We start from the raw sequence: 17094 nt of genomic DNA, 5'->3' as shown, positions 1-17094 counted from the left end.
CAGCCTGCACAAATGGTCAGCCGTCGATGCGCTCGATGATCATCGCGGGCGCCATCCCACCGAACGCGCATTGCGTGATCAGCGCGTAACGGCCGCCCGACCGCTCCAGCTCGTCGAGCGCCGTGCCGATCAGCATCGATCCCGTCGCGCCGATCGGGTGGCCCAGCGCGATCGCGCCGCCGTTCACGTTCACCTTGGCGCGATCAAGGCCAAGGTCGCGAATCGCCTTTTCCGTCACCACCGCAAACGCCTCGTTGATTTCCCACACGTCGATGTCGTCCACGGTAAGGCCGGCGCGCTCCAGCGCCTTTTTCGCCGCCGGCACCGGCGCGTTGAGGATCAGCGTCGGGCAGTCGCCATGGTTCACCGCCGTGACGATCCGCGCGCGCGCCTTCCAGCCATTGGCCTTCAGCCCTTCCTCCGACGCGAGCAGCAGCGCCGCCGACCCGTCGACCACGCCCGACGAGGTGCCGGCATGATGCACCGGCTCCCATTCCAGGTCGGGATATTTGCGCTGGATCATCTGCTTCATGGTGGTGCCGTCGGGGGAGGCCGCAACGTCGTTGATGGCCACGAAGCTCGGCTTCAGCGCCGCTAGGCTTTCGGCCGTCGTGCCCGGCCGCGGGAACTCGTCCTGATCCAGCGCGACCGTCCCGTCATCGTTCATTACCGGCACGACGCTCCGGTCAAATCGCCCTTCTTCCATCGCGATCGCCGCGCGGCGCTGGCTCTCCGCACCAAAGGCGTCAAGCTCGGCCCGGCCGATCCCCTCCATGCCCGCGATCGCATCCGCCGCGACGCCGACGTGCGAGATCGGATGCTCGTCATATAGCGCGTAATTGCCCTTCGCGCGGCCGAGCTGCGCAAAGGGCGTGCCCTGTTCCCAGCCATCCGCCTCGGCATGGTGGCTCATCATCTCGGTGCCACCCGCGATCACCACATCCTCGAACCCGGCGATGATCTGCGACGCGGCAAATCCGACGCTGCTGATCCCGCCGCCGCAATAGCGGTCCAGCGTCACGCCCGACGCCTGCGTGTCATAGCCGGCATAGAGCGCCGACAGCCGCCCGAGATCGCCGCCCTGCTTGCCGCGCTGCTGGCTGGTCGACCAGATGATGTCGTCCACCCTGGACGTGTCGAGACCGTTGCGCTCCTTCAGCGCCTTCAGCACGGTGGCGCCAAGGTGCTGCGGGTGCAGGTGGGTGAGCGCCCCCTTGCCCGGCTTGCCGCCCCCACGCGGGGTACGCACGGCATCGACGATATAGGCGGTGGTCATGATGGCTTCCTTGATGACGTTCACGCGTGTGGGACGAAGCGGCGCCCGGTCAGATCACCGCGGCGCCATGCGGATCGCGCCATCGAGCCGGATCGACTGGCCGTTGAAATAGGCATTGCGCACCAGTTCCAGCACCAGCGAGGCATATTCGTCCGGCTTGCCCAGCCGCTTGGGGAACGGCACGGATGCGTTCAGATTGTCGAACACCTGCTGCGGCAGCTTGCCGAGCAGCGGCGTGCCGAAGATGCCCGGCATGATCGCATTCACGCGGATGCCCAGGTCCATCAGGTCACGCGCCATCGGCAGCACCATGCCGTTCACGCCGGACTTGCCTGCGCCATAGGCCACCTGCCCGATCTGCGCGTCCTGCGCCGCGACGGACGAGGTCATGATGATCGTGCCGCGCTCGCCATCCTCCAACGGGTCGAGGCTCGCCATGCCAAAGGCGGAGAGCGACGCCATGCGATAGCTGGAGATCAGGATGCCGTCGGTGGCGAAGGCAAAGTCCTCGGTCGAGAAACGGGTGAACTCGCCGGTCTGCTTGTTGCGGCCCACCGTCTTGCCCTTGCGGTTCGCCATCGCGCAATGGACCAGGATCCGTTCCTGCCCGTGCGCCGCACGCGCCTTCTCGAACCCCGCCTCGACCGATTCCTCGCTCATGATGTTGACGTGGCAGAACACGCCGCCGATCGCCTGCGCGACCTCCTGCCCCGCCTCCTCGTTCAGGTCGAAGATCGCGACCTTCACCCCGGCGGCGGCCAGCGCCTCGGCACTCGCGCGGCCGAGGCCCGATGCGCCGCCGGTGACGACGGCGGCGGTATCAGCGGTAATCTGCATCGAACATGTTCCTTTCGAACGGATGATTGGTCAGGCCGCGCGGCGCATCGCAACGGCAGCGCGCCAGAAGCAGGCGGCGGACAGGAAGGAAATGAGCGAGGTGGCGAACAGCGCATAGCGAACGCCCTCCGCCGGGCCATAGCGCGTCGCGAACAGGTCGCTGATCGCGCCCGTCAGCAACGCCCCCAGCCCCAGCCCGCCGGCGTTCAGCACGAACAGGAAGATCGCCGTCGCGGTGGAGCGCGAGCGCTGCTGGATCATTCCCTGGATCGCGGCGAACACCGGGCCGAACCACATGTTCTTGAAGAGCAACGGCACCGCCAGCAACCCGAGGATCGCGAGCCCGCTGCCCATGAAGAACACGGCGGCAAGCAGCGGCCCGGCGATCAGCATGGAAAGGCACGCGACCATCGCATAGCCGCCCGGCTCCTTGCCCGCATAGTAATCGCCCAATCGCCCGCCGATCAGCGTGCCGATCCCGCCCGATACGCCCAACACGATGCCAAGCGCCACGCCGACAAAGGCGAGCGGCCCGGCAAAGCCGACCTGCTCCGCCGCCGCGGTCAGCTCGGGCGTATAATTGCGCAGGAAGAACGAGACATAGAACGCCTGCTGGCCATAACCGACAAAGGCGGTCAGCGCGGATCCGGCACCCAGCCACCAGAACGCCGGCTGCCGCCGTAACTGCGCTAGCACTGCGCTCAGCGGCATCAAATTCGATCGATCGGCCGCCGCGCCGCTCGGCCGCGGGTCGCGCAGTGTGGCAAAGGCGATCAGCGCCAGCAGCACGCCCGGCGCGCCCGCCACCATGAACGCCGCGCGCCAGCCATAGCTTTGCGCGACGATCCCGCCGAGCACCAGCCCGGCCAGCGATCCGATCGGCACGCCCATCGAAAACGTGCCGAGCGCCGTCGCCCGCTTGTTCGCTGGGACACTGTCGGCGATCAGCGACTGCGCCGACGGCGTACACCCGGCCTCCCCGACGCCGACGCCGATCCGCGCCATCAGGATCTGCACGAACGATGTCGACAGACCGCATGCGACGGTGAAGCCGCTCCACACGATCAGGCAGCCGGCGATGATCTTGCCGCGGTGCAGCCGCTCGGCGAGCCGCGCCATCGGAATGCCCAGCACGGTGTAGAACATGGCAAAGCCAAGCCCCGTCATCGCACCAAGCTGCCAGTCGGCCAGCCCCAGATCGCGCTTGATCGGCTCGGCCAAGATGTTGACGATCTGCCGATCAACGAAGTTCAGCATGTAGATCAGCGTCAGCAGCCACACCGAATAGCGGGCAGCCGCCGCACTAGGCAGGTCGAACGGGCGATCGGCCGGCGGCGCGACGCGCTCGGCCTCAGCCTCGGTCACCTCGGTCAGCGGATGCGTGGCGATACTCATGCTGCAACTACTCCGGCCTGGTCCTCGGCGATCAGCGCGTCGCGCAGCCGTCGCTTCACCAGCTTGCCCGCGTCGGTCCGCTCCAGCGTCGGCCGGAACACATAACGGCGCGGCACCTTCACCGCGCTCAGCCCCTCGCGCGCAAACGCATCCAGCCGCGCGGCAAGCGCCGGCTCGTTGGCGACCGGCCATGCGCACGGCTCGATCAGCGCGGTGACCTGCTCGCCCATTTCCGCATCTGGCATTCCGACCACCGCCGCATCCGCCACGTCGGGATGCTCGAGGAGGCGGTTCTCGACCTCCTGCGGATAGATGTTCACGCCGCCAGAAATGATCATGAAATTGGCGCGGTCGGTCAGGAACAGGTATCCGTCCGCATCGACCCGCCCGATGTCGCCCAGCGTCGGCCAGCCATGCTGGTTGTACGCCGCCGCGGTGCGATCCGGATCGTTGTGGTAGCTGAACGGGTTCGGCCGCGCGAAGCGGACCAGCCCCTCGCTGCCCACTGGCAGTTCCTCGCCATCCTCGCCGCAGATGCGGATCTCGCCCTGCACGGCGCGCCCCACCGTGCCCGGCCGCGCCAGCCAGTCGGCACAGGTCGCAACGGTCAGCCCAACCCCTTCGGTGCCGCTATAGAATTCGCCGATGATCGGCCCCAGCCACGCAATCGCCGCCTGTTTCAGCGGCACCGCACATGGCGCGCCGGCATGAAACACCGAGGTAAGCGACGACAGGTCATGCCGATCGCGCTCCGCGTCCGGCAGCGCCAGCATGCGCGCAAGGTGCGTCGGCACCACCTGCGCCACCGTCACCTTGTAGCGGTCAATCGCTGCCAGCGCGGCGGCGGCGTCGAACCGCTCCATCAGGATGACCGTGCCGCCCAGGCGGTGGATCGCCAGGCTCCAGCGCAGCGGCGCGGCATGGTAGAGCGGCGCGGGGCACAGATAGACGCTGTCCTGCGCATAGCCGAAGAAACGCGAGCCGATCTCCACCGCGCGCGGCGCCTGCTCGAACTTGGTCGGCAGCGGCGACTTGATCCCCTTGGGAAAGCCGGTCGTGCCCGACGAATACAGCATGTCGGTACCCGGCGCCTCGTCAGCCACCGGATGCTCCGGACACGCACGGATCGCCGCAAGCGCACCTTCGTCCAGCGCCTCCACCGGACATGGCAGGTGAGGTTCGCCAAGCCGGCCCAGCACCTTGGGCGAAAGTATCGCCAGCCGCGCCTCGGCATCGCGCAGGATGTAAGCCACCTCGCCCTCGGTCAGCGCGGTCGCGATTACCAGATAATGCACGCCGATGCGCTGCATGCCCCACACCAGCTCGTAGAAGCGCGGGTGGTTTTCCGCCATCAGCGCCACCACGTCGCCGCGCTGCACGCCCTTCGCCCGCAGCCAGTGCGCCACCTGATTGGCGCGCGCCTCCAGCTCGGCATAGGTCACCGTCTCACCGGTCGCGGCCATGATGTACGCTGGCTTGTTCGGAGTCTCGCTGGCGAATTGACGCGGGTGCATCGATTGTCCTCGTGTCTTGGGTCGAGAGCTGGGTGGCGGCCGACTTCAATCGCGCACCCAAATCAGCTGCGCTCCGGCTCCACGGCCAAGCCCCGCTGGATGAAATCGAGCGCCGCCGCGGTGTAGCTGCGGACAAAGGCGTCGTCCGATGGTGCGCCGCCCATCAGGTTGCCGAACGGCACGCGCGTGGCGAAGAGATATTGGCAGGCGCCAACGATCAGGAAATAAGCGTGATTAGGATCGATCGGCCGGAATTCGCCGTTCGCCACGCCCGCTTCGATGATCGCGCGCTGCGCCTTGATCAGCGGCTCGACGAAGTTCGCCTTGATCCGGTCCGACCGCTCCGATCCTGACTCGCGGACCAGCCGATTCAGCAAGCCGTTGAGATACGGATGGCGCGCATAGGTGCGGATGATACCGGTAACGTGCAGCTTCAGCTTTTCGGTCGCAGAAAGGTCGAGCTCGATCAATTGCTGCAGCTGCCCCAGCGACTTGCCGGTATCCGCCTCCACCAGCGCGGTCAGCAGACCTTCCTTGCTACCGAAATAATATTTGACGAGCGGCGCCGTCACGCCGGCCTGTCGCGCAATGGCGTGAAGCGACACGTCGCTGCTGCCGCTCGCGATCATCAGCTCACGCGCCGCATCTAGCAGCACGTCGCGCCCTGACGCGCCCAACCGCGTGCCGCCGCTTGGCTGCGCGGCCGTGGGCGGCGCCGGCACGTCGGTTGGTGGTGCGCTACGACTAGCCACGGTCCGTCACTCTCCCTTGCCTACTAGCGATTCTCCATAACCTGCCGATGTTCTTTATGATTGTAAAGCGCCCGTAGGCACAAGTCAGCGGCAGTACATGCTGCGAGCTCATCTCCGCGAAAAACAAGGTGGGCATGCTGCCGTATTTTTGATGCTTGTAAAGCAAGTTATGAAAGAGCATTAAGCCCGCCGTTATCTGGTCATTAAACACGGCGAGTTGACATGGTCACCCAGGTGGCCGGTGTCGAACCCCAAAGTTGGGGCGGCGCAGCGCAACGTATCATTGCCGTGCCAAAGGAGAGGGAAGCCTGTGAAGCTGATCAACATCATGGCCTGCTGTTCGACCATCGCGCTCACGGCGACAGCCGCTGCCGCCCAGACGCAGACGCCTCCTTCCGGTCTCGGCACGGTGCCGGATGCGGCAATTGCGGGTGATGCGGAAAAGGGCACGCCCGGGCAGTCGCAGACGGATGCGCTCGATCCCGCAAGTCAGGCACCCTCGCCCGCCGCATCGTCGACCGATGGCGACATCGTCGTCACCGGCTCGCGCGTCGTCAGCAACGGCTATCAGGCCCCGACCCCGATCACCGTGGTCGGCAGCGAGGACCTGAAGAACTCCGCGCCGAACATCACCGAGGCGCTGCGCCAGCTGCCGCAGCTGACCGGCTCCACCGGCCCCTCCACGCCGAGCTTCACGCCCGGCGGTTCGGTGTCGAGCACGTCGAGCACCGCCAACTTGCGCAACCTCGGCATCACCCGCACGCTCGTCCTGCTCGACGGCCGCCGCCCGCCCGCCTCGGGCGTCACCGGCACCGCCGACATCGCCATGTTCCCGCAGCAGCTCATCAAGCGCGTCGACATCGTCACCGGCGGCGCCTCCGCGGCTTACGGCTCGGATGCGGTCGCCGGCGTCGTGAACTTCGTCCTCGACACCAAGTTCCGCGGCGTCATGGGTGAGGTGCGCAACGGCATCTCGACCCGCGGCGACGGACATAGCTGGGCCGCAGAGGCATCCGCCGGCTTTGGCTTCGCCGACGATCGTGGCAGCGTGATCCTGTCGGGCAGCATCAACGAACAGGATCCGATTGACGGCAGCGCGCGCGATTGGGCGCAGCGCGGCTGGGCGACGATCCCGAACCCCAATTACACGACCACCAATGGCCAGCCGCAGCTGCTGTTTCGCGAGGATGTGAACCTTGCCTCCGCTACCTATGGCGGCATCATCACCGGCGCCCGCCGCGGTTCGACCCGCGTCGGCGCCGGCTCCTTGCGCGACATCCAGTTCGGCCCCACCGGCGCTCAATCGCTCTATCAGCACGGCCAGTTCTTCACTGGAACCGTTGAGGTCGGCGGCGAAGGCCCGCGCTACCCTGCCGCGGTTGTTTCAGACGTGAACGCCAAGACCGCGTTCGGTCATGCCGAGTTCGATTTCAGCAACAATTTTTCGGTCTTTGCCGAGGGCGCCTACGGCTATTCGAAGACCTTCTATCCGCTCCTGATGCCATATTTCATCGGCAGCGGCGGAATCGTCATCCAGCAGGACAATGCCTTCCTGCCCGCCAACATCCGGCAGACAATGTTGGCGAACGGCTTCACCTCGATCGAACTCGGCAAGCTCGACGGCACCTGGGGACAAAATCTCGTCACCAACACCACCAAGACGTTGAACCTGACGACCGGCTTCAAGGCGTCGTTCGGCGGCATTTCGGTCGATGGCTATTACGAGCATGGCGAATCCCGGTTCCTGCTTGAAACCGATAATCAGCGCATCCTCACCAACACGCGCCAAGCCGCTGACTCGGTCGTCAATCCGGCAACCGGGCAGATCGTGTGCCGCTCGACACTGACGAACCCGACCAACGGTTGCGTGCCATGGAACCCGTTCGGCACCGCAGCCTTCACGCCGGAACAGCGCGCGCATCAGGGCGGCAGCGGCTTTGCCCGCTCGATTGCGAAGCAGGACGTGGTCGCGCTCACCGTGCGCGGCAATCTGTTCTCCACCTGGGCCGGCGACGTCGCTGCCGCGGTCGGCGCGGAATACCGCAACCTTTCGGGCAATATCGAGGTCGACCCGATTTCCTCGGTGATCGGCTTCGGCGCCACCAATCCGCAGGGCTCAGGCGGCGGCTACAATGTGAAGGAAGCGTTCGGCGAAATCCTCGTACCGCTGTTCCGCGGCAATGACTTCCTGAAGTCGATCGATTTCAACGGCGCCGTTCGCCGCACCGATTACAGCACCAGTGGCGGCGTCACGACGTGGAAGCTCGGCCTCACCAGCGAGTTGATCGACGGCCTGCGACTGCGCGGTACCTATTCGCGTGACATCCGGGCGCCCAACATCGGCGATCTCTTCGGTCCGCGCACCCGCAACGTCGCAGCGATCATCGATCCGTTCCGCAACAACGAGGTGACGCAGAACGTCTTCACCTTCACCGGCAGCAACGCGGGTCTAGTGCCCGAGCGCGCAAAGACGATCGCCGCCGGCTTTTCCTACCGGCCTGACTTCCTGCCCGGCTTCGGCTTCTCGGTCGATTATTACAGCATCAAGATTGATGACGCGATCACCACGCTGTCCGCGCAGCAGCTGGTCAATCAGTGTTTCGCCGGCGACCAGAGCCTGTGCGCCCTCACCTTCCGCGGGGCTGACGGGCGGCTCACCGACGTGAACGGCGTCGCGCTCAACATCGCCACGGTGAAGATCTCGGGCGTGGACGTCGATGCCAGTTATTCGACCGATCTGTTCGGCGGCAAGTTCAACCTGCGCGGCATCGCGACCTACCTCGACAATTACACGCAGGAGGCGCGCGGCGTCGCATCGGTCCGTTACGACGGCACCGGCTCCTTCCCTAGCTGGCGCGCAAACCTGCAGGCGACCTACACCTCGGGCGGCACCACCGTCTCTGTGCAGGAGCGTTTCATCGGCGCGCACCGCCGCGTGATCGCACCGATCACGGTGGATCAGGATCGCGTGCCCGAGGTGTTCTACACCAACCTGACGATCCGGCAGCAGTTCGAGGCCGGCGATGCCAAGCCCGAGCTGTTCGTGACCGTGAACAACCTGTTCGACCGGGATCCGCCCCCATCGGACACCAACAACGTGACGCTCGGCACGTCGCGGCAGGTCGATCCGCTGCTGTACGATACCGTCGGGCGCTACATCACGATCGGCGGACGCATCCGCTTCTGATCCCACGGGCAGCGGCGGCCCTTGGTCGCCGCTCCTCTCCTCACCTCGGGGCAAGGCCGATCGGCCTTGCCCCTTTTTGTGTCAGGCGGCGATCGCCTGCGCGACATAGGTGTCGCGCAAGTGCCGCTTCAGCACCTTGCCGATCGGTCCGCGCGGCAGCGCATCGATTAGGCGCAGGTCGGCGACCCGCTGCATCTTGCCCAGCCGCTCGTTCAGCCAGACCTTCAGCCCCGCCGCATCCGCCCCCGGCGCGACGACAAAAGCAACCGGCGTCTCGCCCCAGGTGGCGCTCGGCACGCCCACGACGCTGGCCTCGATTACCTCGCCATGCCCGGCCAGCACCGCCTCGATGTCCGACGGATAGATGTTGAAGCCGCCCGAGATGATCATGTCTTTCTTGCGATCGACAATCGACAGGAAGCCATCCTCGTCCAGCCGCCCGATGTCGCCCGTCCGCTGCCACACGCTGCCGTCCGGTGCGATCCAGCGGCAAGCCGCGGTCTCGTCCGGGCGATTGTGGTAGCCAAGCATCATTGATGGCGACCGCGTCACGACCTCGCCCTGCTCACCCGACGGCACATCGCGATCCGCGTCGTCGAGCAGGCGCAGCTCACCACCGGCCGCGATTGTGCCTACCGTGTGCAACTTGTCGCGGTGTTCATGCGCAAACAGGACGAAACTCGCTCCGCCCTCCGTCATCCCGTAGAACTCGACCAGCCCGCCGGGCCAGCGATCCAGTATCTCCGCCTTCAACGCCGGGGCGAAGGGCGCGGAGGTGCAATATTTCACCCGAAAAGCGCTAAGGTCGGTGCGGTCAAAATCGGGATGCGCCAGCAACCGGCTGCACATCACCGGCACCAGCATCGCATGCGTCACGCGATGCCGTTCGGCCAGCCTCAGCCATTCCGCCGCATCGAACTTGGCCATCAGCACGATCGTGCCGCCCGCCCCGATCGTCTGCACCAGCGACGACAGGGTGGTGTTCGAATAAAGCGGCGTCGCCAGCAGCGTCACGGCATCCGGGCCATAGCCGCGAGCCGCACCGCTTTCGAGCATCCGCGCGCGGTAGACGAACGGCTGCACGATGCCCTTCGGCATGCCGGTGGTGCCCGACGAATAGATGATCGTCATCGGCGCGTCGGGCGGAACCGGCGCATGCGGCACGACGACCGCGTCGCGCTCCAGCCATTGATCGATCTTGCCAAGTTCGACCGTGCGCACCTCTCCCGCGACCACGCCAGCCTTATCGGTGAACAGCAGCTCTGCACCGGAGTCCGCAATCATCGCCGCCTGCGCTTGCGCATCCGCCGACACCGGAATTGCGGCGAGGACGGCGCCTACCCGCGCCGCACCCACCATCAAAGCCAGATAGACCGCGCTGTTCGGCGCGAGCACCGCAACCGTGTCGCCCATGCCGACCCCATCGCGCCGCATGGCAGCTGCCGCCCGCACGCCGAACTGATGGAGCGCCGCATAGCTCAGCACGCCGGCATCGGTGATGATCGCCGCATGCGTTGGCGCCTCCGCCGCCCGTCGCTCGATCGCCCGCGCCAATGTCTCCACCGCTGATGCATTCACCGCCGACTCTCCCTCTTTGTTTTACAGATGGTAAAACCGGTCGCATTGTCCCTTGCGAACGGCGCTGCAGCGTTTTAACGCACATAAAGTAGCGATGACAAGCAAGGCAGGCTGCAGGCCGCCACAGGAGGGAAAAGCTGATGAACCGCGACGATCTGATGTTTCGCGATGGCCTGCTGAAGGATCAGCGTATTCTCGTCACCGGCGGCGGCACAGGCCTCGGCAAAGTCATGGCCGAAGCCTTTCTGATCCTCGGTGCCGAAGTGTTCATCTGCGGTCGCCGCGGCAGCGTGCTCGACGCTACCGCCGACGAACTCACCGCGCAGCACGGCGGCAAGATGACCGGCCTCGCCTGCGACATCCGCAGCCCCGAAGCGATCGAAGAGATGCTCGACCGCATCTGGGCCAACGGCGGCGCACTCACTGGCCTCGTCAACAACGCCGCCGGCAATTTCGTCAGCCGCACCGAAGACCTCTCGATGCGCGGCTTCGACGCCATTTCGAACATCGTCTTCCGCGGATCGTTCGCGGTAACGCTCGCCTGCGGCAAGCGCTGGATCGCGGAGGAGGTGCCCGCCTCGGTCCTGTCGATCCTCGCCACCTGGGTCTGGAACGGCTCCGCTTTCACCGTGCCCAGCGCCATGTCAAAGGCCGGCATCAACGTCATGTCGCAGAGCCTGGCGGTCGAATGGGCCGATCGCGGCATCCGGCTGAACTGCATTGCGCCCGGCACCTTCCCGACCGAGGGCATGTCCGCCCGCCTCCGCCCGACGGAGGGCGGCAGCGCCTTCCGCGACACCGCCGACTATCCCATGGGCCGCGTCGGCCACATGCCCGAACTCGCCAACCTCGCCGCGTTCCTCATGTCGCGTCAGGCCGAATATCTCACCGGGCAGACGATCGCGATCGACGGCGCGCGCTATCTGGCAACCGGCGGCAACTTTTCCTCCATGCGCGCCTGGACCGACGAGCAATGGACGCAGGCGCGCGAGTCCATCTATGCCACCACCGCAAAGGACAAGGCGCAGCGCTCGGTCTAGGTCGGCGTGAACCCCCGCTGGCCGGTGCGCCAGGTGACGACATGGTTGATGGCGGCGACAGCCGATCGCCGCACCAAAGGAGATGGATGATGTTGCAGGGCATTCGGATCGTTGAGCTCGCCAGCTATGTAGCCGGTCCCGGGGCGTGCGGCATTCTTGCCGATTGGGGCGCGGAGGTCATCAAGGTCGAACCACCCGCCGGCGACCCATTCCGCCAGTTCTTCGGCTCGATTGGGCTGGAGGATGCCGAGAACCGCGTTTTCGACAACGACAATCGCGGCAAGCGCTCGGTCGCGCTCGATCTCACCAATGTCGACGATGCCGAGGTGCTCCGCCGCCTGGTCGCCACCGCCGACGTGTTCGTCACCAACACCCGCCCCGCCAGCCTTGATCGTCTGGGCCTGGGCTGGGAGCAGTTGAAGGCGATCAAGCCCGATCTCATCTTCGCCAATTTCACCGGCTATGGCAGCGCAGGGCCCGAGGCCGACAAGCCCGGTTTCGACATCACTGCTTTCTGGGCGCGCTCGGGCCTGTGCTCGCTCGGCACGGTAAAGGGCGGTGATCCGGCGCAACTGCGCACCGGCATCGGCGATCACATGGCGGCGATGGGCCTAGTGGCCGGGATCATGGGCGCGCTGTTCCACCGCCAGCGCACCGGCGAGGGGCAGAAGCTCGAAACATCCCTGCTGCGCATGGGCATCTACGCCGCCTCGTGCGAGCACGCGATCCAGCTTCAGATGAACAAGCTGGCCTCCACCAAGGCGCGGCCTGAGGCGGTCAATCCGCTCAACAACTTCTTCAAGACCGCCGACGATCAGTGGTTTGTCATGGTGCCCCGGCAGGGCTCGGGCGACTGGCCGCGCATTGCGCGCGCGATCGGCCAGCCGGCGCTGCTGGAGGATGCGCGCTTCACCGGCGTGCGCGATCGCCGGGCGAATGGCCCCGCGCTCGTCGCGCTGCTCGACCAGGCGTTCGGCGCAATGACCTGGGCCGAGGTGCAGACGGCGCTCGAGGCCGAAAAGTTGATCTTCGGCCCCGTCCAGTCGGTGGCACAGGCGACGCGCGATCCGCAGGCGCTGGCCGCCGGCTGCTACGTCGATGCGCCCGCCGCCGACGGTTCGGCCATCCGCCTGCCCGCCACACCGATCGACTTCGAACGCCACACGCCCTCAGCGCGCCTCGCGCCGGCGCTCAACGCCGATGGCGACGCGATCCGTGCGGAGCTTGGCCTCGCGGCGTCCAACTGACGAACCGGAGGACGCGGCGGCAAACGCCCGCGTCCTCCGCCCTAACCCGCGATCACCTCGCGGATGCGCGACGCCAGTGCTTCCATGGCGAACGGCTTGGTAATCACGTGCATGCCGGGTTCCAGATGGCCGTGGTTCAGCACTGCGTTTTCCGCATATCCGGTGATGAACAGCACCTTCAGCTCGGGCCGTTGAGTGCGGATCGCATCGGCAAGCTGGCGTCCGTTCATGCCAGGCAGGCCGACGTCGGTGATCAGCAGGTCGATCCGGCGATCGGCATTGAGCAGCTTCAGCGCCGCCGGCCCATCGCCCGCCTCGATCGCGACATAGCCCAGATCCTCCAGCGTTTCGGTCACCAGCATGCGGATCGACTCCTCGTCATCCACCACCAGCACCGTCTCGCCGCCCTGCGCGCGCGGCGCTTCGGACAGCTTGGCCGGTGCCGCGTCATGCTCCGCCGCCTGCGCGTTGCGGGGCAGATAGATCGTGACGGTCGTGCCGGCGCCAGCTTCCGAATGCAGCCGCACCTGCCCGCCCGATTGCCGCGCAAATCCATAGATCATCGACAGGCCCAGCCCGGTCCCGCTGCCGATCGGCTTTGTGGTGAAGAACGGCTCGAACGCCTTGGCGATCACCTCGGGCGGCATGCCCGTACCCGTATCGCTCACCGACAGGCAGACATAGGCGCCCGGATCGAGATCGCGCCCGCGCCCGGACCGCGCATCGACAAAGCGATTGTGCGTCTCGATCATGATCCGCCCGCCATCGGGCATGGCGTCGCGCGCATTGATGCACAGGTTCAGCAGCGCATTTTCCAACTGGCTCGGATCCACCAATGTCGACCCGAGATCCGGCGCTAGCGACGTCTCGACCTGGATCGCCGGCCCAACGGTCCGCCGCACCAGCTCCTCCATCCCGGCAATCAGCGCATTCGCATCGGTCGGCCGCGGATCGAGCGTCTGGCGCCGGCTGAACGCCAGCAGCCGGTGCGTCAGCGCCGCCGCCCGCCGCGCCGCGCCTTGCGCTGCGTCGACATAGCGATCGACATCCGCGCCCCGGCCTTGCGACAATCGCAGCTGGATCATCTCCAGGCTGCCGCTGATGCCGGTCAGCAGGTTATTGAAGTCATGCGCGATGCCGCCGGTCAGCTGCCCCACCGCTTCCATCTTATGGCTCTGCCGCAGCGCCTCTTCCGCCGCGACCAGCTCCGCGGTTCGCTCCGCCACTTGCCGCTCGAGCGATTCCGCAAGCTCGGCCAGCTCCCGCTCCGCGCGCCGCCGCTCTACCGCATCCCGCGTCCGCTCGGCCACCTCGCGCACAAAGGCGACATCATCCTCCGACCAGCCGCGCGGCGCATGATCGTTGACGAAGATCATCGCCACGAACCCGCCTTGCTCGGTCAGCGGCATGTTGATGAACGATCGCGCGTTGATCGCTTCCAGCGCCGCGCTGTTATCGCGGGTACGTGGATCGAGGCGTGAATCGTTCACCACGGCCGTGTCGCCGCGCTTCAGGTCTTCGATGTACGAGCCGTGTTCGCGAAATGCGAGCGTCCCGGCGATCGAACTGACGCCGGGCGCATTCCAGTCCCGCTCGATCGTGATCGTTTCGTTCACCGGATCGACCAGGCCGTAACCCGCGCGGCTGACACCCAGTGTCTGCCCCAGGATTTCCGCCGCGACATAAGAGATGTCGGCGCTTTGATCGAGATCGCGAAACAGCTCGTTCAACCGCGCCAGCGCGCGTCGCTTAAGGTCGGCCCGCTTGACCGTCGTGACGTCCATCGACACGCCGGCAACGCGGATCGGCTGATCGTCCGCATCAAGGAACGGCTGCCCGCGTGACGAGATCCAGTGCATCGAGCCATCTGGCCAGATGACGCGATATTCCTCGTAATGCTCCTGCCGCTGATCGCCGTTCTCGAATACCGCTCGGGCGCGCAGGCGATCGTCGGGATGGATCGCCTCGATCCTGTCTTCATAGGTGAACGGCTGTTCGGGATCACGCCCGAACAGCGCCTTGCACTCGTCCGATGCGGTCAGCGCCTTGGTCGCAAGCTCGAAGCTCCAGGTGCCGAACCCACCGGCCTTCAGCGCCAGCGCCAGTTCGCGGTCGCGCTCCTGCTGCACCCGCAGTCGGTTCGTCACCTCCGCCATGAGCGCCGCATTGTGGCGCTCCAGCCCGGACAGGCGCTCGCGTTCCAGCGTCACGTCGACCTGACTGGCGAAGAAATATACCAGCTTGCCGTCGACATCGAAGACGGGTGCCAGCAACAGGCGGTTCCAGAACGGCTCGCCGTCCTTGCGGTAATTGCGAATGTCTGTTTCTATCGGCTCGACCTTCGCGACCGCATCGCGCAACGCCTGCGTCGTTGCCGGGTCGGTATCCGGCCCCTGAAGAAAACGACAGTTGCGGCCGACGATCTCTTCGCGGGTGTAGCCGGTCAGGCGACAAAAGGATGCGTTGGCAAAAACCACCGGATTATCAGGCAGCCGGGGATTGGTGATGATCATCGGCATGCGTGTCGCACGCACGGCGGCAACGAATGGATCGGTGGCGCGAAGCCCCCCCAACTCCCCCGCAATCCGCTCGTCATCCGCGATGCTTTGGTCGGAAGGGCGATTGCTATGGGTCGGGTCCGACAAAAACGCTCCTTTTCAAGCGGCGCCTGGGCCAGCCTTGCTGCTCACTGCATAAGGCAAATAGCGAAAAAATGTACCAAGAAAACCGGATCAAAGCACGAACGGCGACAGTGTCGCGACCGTCTTCCACAGGCATCGTACCTCGCGCCCCCGGAATTGTCGCGAAGCAGCCGTGTCGGCCGCGATGGCACCTTCGAACCCACCGGAAAGCACACCATAACGATATAAAGATATCTTTATATCGCGCTTGACACACGACGCGAGATGCTGTCCAATCCCCATGTCAAGGTTCCCCGTCCCAGGCATGGCGGCGGGGCTAAGACGGGAAGCCGGTGCTGCTCTTGAGCAAAGTCCGGCGCTGCCCCCGCAACTGTAAGTGGCGAGCGGCGGCTCCATCTCGTGTCACTGAGTGCCCGCACGGCACTTGGGAAGGCCGGAGCCACCGTGATGACCCGCAAGCCAGGAGACCTGCCTTTGACGCGATAACGTTCCTCGGACGGGGGTTCCTCCGGTGGATCGCGCTTGAAGCAGGCGTGCGCGATGCCACCGTCGTTTGCGCCAGGCGAGATCGTGCGCGCTCCTCCTGTGGCCTCTGCCCGTTCAAAGCAGGTAAGGCCAGATGGACAGCAACCTCACTTTCTCGATCAGCAGCATCGCCTTTGACGAACATTACCAACCTGCCGACAACACGCGCATAACCACCAACTTCGCCAATCTGGCGCGCGGCGCCGATCGGAAGGAAAATCTGCGCAACACGCTGCGGATGATTGCCAATCGCTTTAATTCCCTCGTCGACTGGGACAACGCCGCCGGGGACCGTTACGCGGTGGAACTCACCATACAGTCCGTCTCGGTCAACCTTGCCGACGATGCGGTTGTTCAATCCTTTCCGATCATCGAGATGCTGCAAACCACGGTTGTTGATCGCCGCACCAACGAGCGGATCGCCGGCGTAATCGGCAACAACTTCTCATCCTATCTGCGCGATTACGACTTCAGCGTCCTGCTGCTCAATCACCTGAAGGAGAATGCAGGCGGCGGCACTCCCGCCGGGTTTGGCGACCTACATGGCACCCTCTTCAAGCACCTGCTGCAATCCAAGGTTTATCGCGACACCTGCCCGAAGCCGCCGATCATCTGCCTCAGCGTATCAAGCAGCAAATGCTATCATCGCATCGCCAATGAGCATCCGATGCTTGGGGTGGAATATCGCGCGGAGGCTCCCTCCATCACCGACGATTATTTCGCGAAGATGGGCATGAAGGTGCGCTATTTCATGCCGAAACACGCCGTCGCACCGCTCGCTTTCTACCACATCGGCGACCTCGCGCGCGACTACACCAGCCTTGAGCTCGCCAGCACCATCAGCACGATGGAAACGTTCCAGAAAATCTATCGGCCGGAAATCTACAACGCCAATTCGGTCGCGGCCGAACGATACCAGCCCAGCCTGACCTTCCAGGACTATTCGCTCACCCGCATCACCTACGATCGCGAAGAGCGCAGCATGCTTGCGATCGAACAAGGCAAGTTCGCCGAAGATCATTTCATCCGCCCGCACGGCGCGATGCTCGCGCAATGGGCCGCAGCGCGCCCGCTCTGACCGTCTCCGACCGAAAAGGCTTC

Annotated in this window: 11 protein-coding genes and 1 riboswitch; of the genes, 4 read left to right on the top strand and 7 right to left on the bottom strand. The window is 65.4% G+C overall.

What is annotated here, in order from left to right:
* Positions 1-16: 16 nt before the first annotated feature.
* From SPDO_RS02465 to SPDO_RS02445, 5 genes are all read right to left on the bottom strand, one after another.
* The gene (locus SPDO_RS02465; protein WP_088366336.1) at positions 17-1276 is read right to left on the bottom strand and encodes an acetyl-CoA C-acetyltransferase; all 1260 of its coding nucleotides are present in this window, start codon (positions 1274-1276) and stop codon (positions 17-19) included.
* Between the two features lie 54 nt (positions 1277-1330).
* Positions 1331-2113: an SDR family oxidoreductase gene (locus SPDO_RS02460; RefSeq protein ID WP_088365837.1), complete on the bottom strand. Its 783-nt coding sequence runs from the start codon at positions 2111-2113 to the stop codon at positions 1331-1333.
* 30 nt (positions 2114-2143) lie between these two features.
* The gene (locus SPDO_RS02455; protein WP_088365836.1) at positions 2144-3508 is read right to left on the bottom strand and encodes a spinster family MFS transporter; all 1365 of its coding nucleotides are present in this window, start codon (positions 3506-3508) and stop codon (positions 2144-2146) included.
* Positions 3505-5022 (bottom strand): AMP-binding protein, encoded by a 1518-nt coding sequence (locus tag SPDO_RS02450; protein WP_088365835.1) that lies wholly within the window; start codon positions 5020-5022, stop codon positions 3505-3507. The genes SPDO_RS02455 and SPDO_RS02450 overlap by 4 nt, the downstream gene beginning before the upstream one ends.
* 62 nt (positions 5023-5084) lie before the next feature.
* Positions 5085-5774 carry a TetR family transcriptional regulator gene (locus SPDO_RS02445; protein ID WP_143559560.1) on the bottom strand — a complete coding sequence of 230 codons (690 nt, stop codon included), beginning with the start codon at positions 5772-5774 and terminating at the stop codon, positions 5085-5087.
* A 310-nt stretch (positions 5775-6084) separates the two neighbouring features.
* Here SPDO_RS02445 and SPDO_RS02435 point away from each other — a divergent pair, with 310 nt between their 5' ends.
* Positions 6085-8961 (top strand): TonB-dependent receptor plug domain-containing protein, encoded by a 2877-nt coding sequence (locus tag SPDO_RS02435; RefSeq protein ID WP_088365832.1) that lies wholly within the window; start codon positions 6085-6087, stop codon positions 8959-8961.
* Between the two features lie 81 nt (positions 8962-9042).
* Here the strand turns inward: SPDO_RS02435 and SPDO_RS02430 are convergent, their stop codons facing one another.
* Positions 9043-10539, bottom strand: a complete 1497-nt coding sequence (locus SPDO_RS02430; protein ID WP_088365831.1) for a class I adenylate-forming enzyme family protein — start codon at positions 10537-10539, stop codon at positions 9043-9045.
* 140 nt (positions 10540-10679) lie between these two features.
* Between SPDO_RS02430 and SPDO_RS02425 the strand changes: the two genes are divergently transcribed.
* Both SPDO_RS02425 and SPDO_RS02420 read left to right on the top strand, forming a co-directional pair.
* Positions 10680-11579 carry an SDR family oxidoreductase gene (locus tag SPDO_RS02425; RefSeq protein WP_088365830.1) on the top strand — a complete coding sequence of 300 codons (900 nt, stop codon included), beginning with the start codon at positions 10680-10682 and terminating at the stop codon, positions 11577-11579.
* 86 nt (positions 11580-11665) lie between these two features.
* Positions 11666-12826: a CaiB/BaiF CoA transferase family protein gene (locus SPDO_RS02420; protein ID WP_211279976.1), complete on the top strand. Its 1161-nt coding sequence runs from the start codon at positions 11666-11668 to the stop codon at positions 12824-12826.
* 41 nt (positions 12827-12867) lie between these two features.
* On the opposite strand, the gene SPDO_RS02415 is transcribed toward SPDO_RS02420, so the two are convergent.
* The gene (locus SPDO_RS02415) at positions 12868-15471 is read right to left on the bottom strand and encodes a PAS domain-containing protein (protein ID WP_245829005.1); all 2604 of its coding nucleotides are present in this window, start codon (positions 15469-15471) and stop codon (positions 12868-12870) included.
* 267 nt (positions 15472-15738) lie between these two features.
* A riboswitch (cobalamin riboswitch) is annotated at positions 15739-15958 on the top strand.
* 129 nt (positions 15959-16087) lie between these two features.
* Here SPDO_RS02415 and SPDO_RS02410 point away from each other — a divergent pair.
* Positions 16088-17071 carry a putative oxygenase MesX gene (locus tag SPDO_RS02410; RefSeq protein WP_088365829.1) on the top strand — a complete coding sequence of 328 codons (984 nt, stop codon included), beginning with the start codon at positions 16088-16090 and terminating at the stop codon, positions 17069-17071.
* Positions 17072-17094: the final 23 nt, after the last annotated feature.

The organism is Sphingomonas dokdonensis, from assembly GCF_002197685.1.
GTDB lineage: Bacteria > Pseudomonadota > Alphaproteobacteria > Sphingomonadales > Sphingomonadaceae > Sphingomonas > Sphingomonas dokdonensis.
This window is presented reverse-complemented; position numbering and strand designations above follow the sequence as displayed.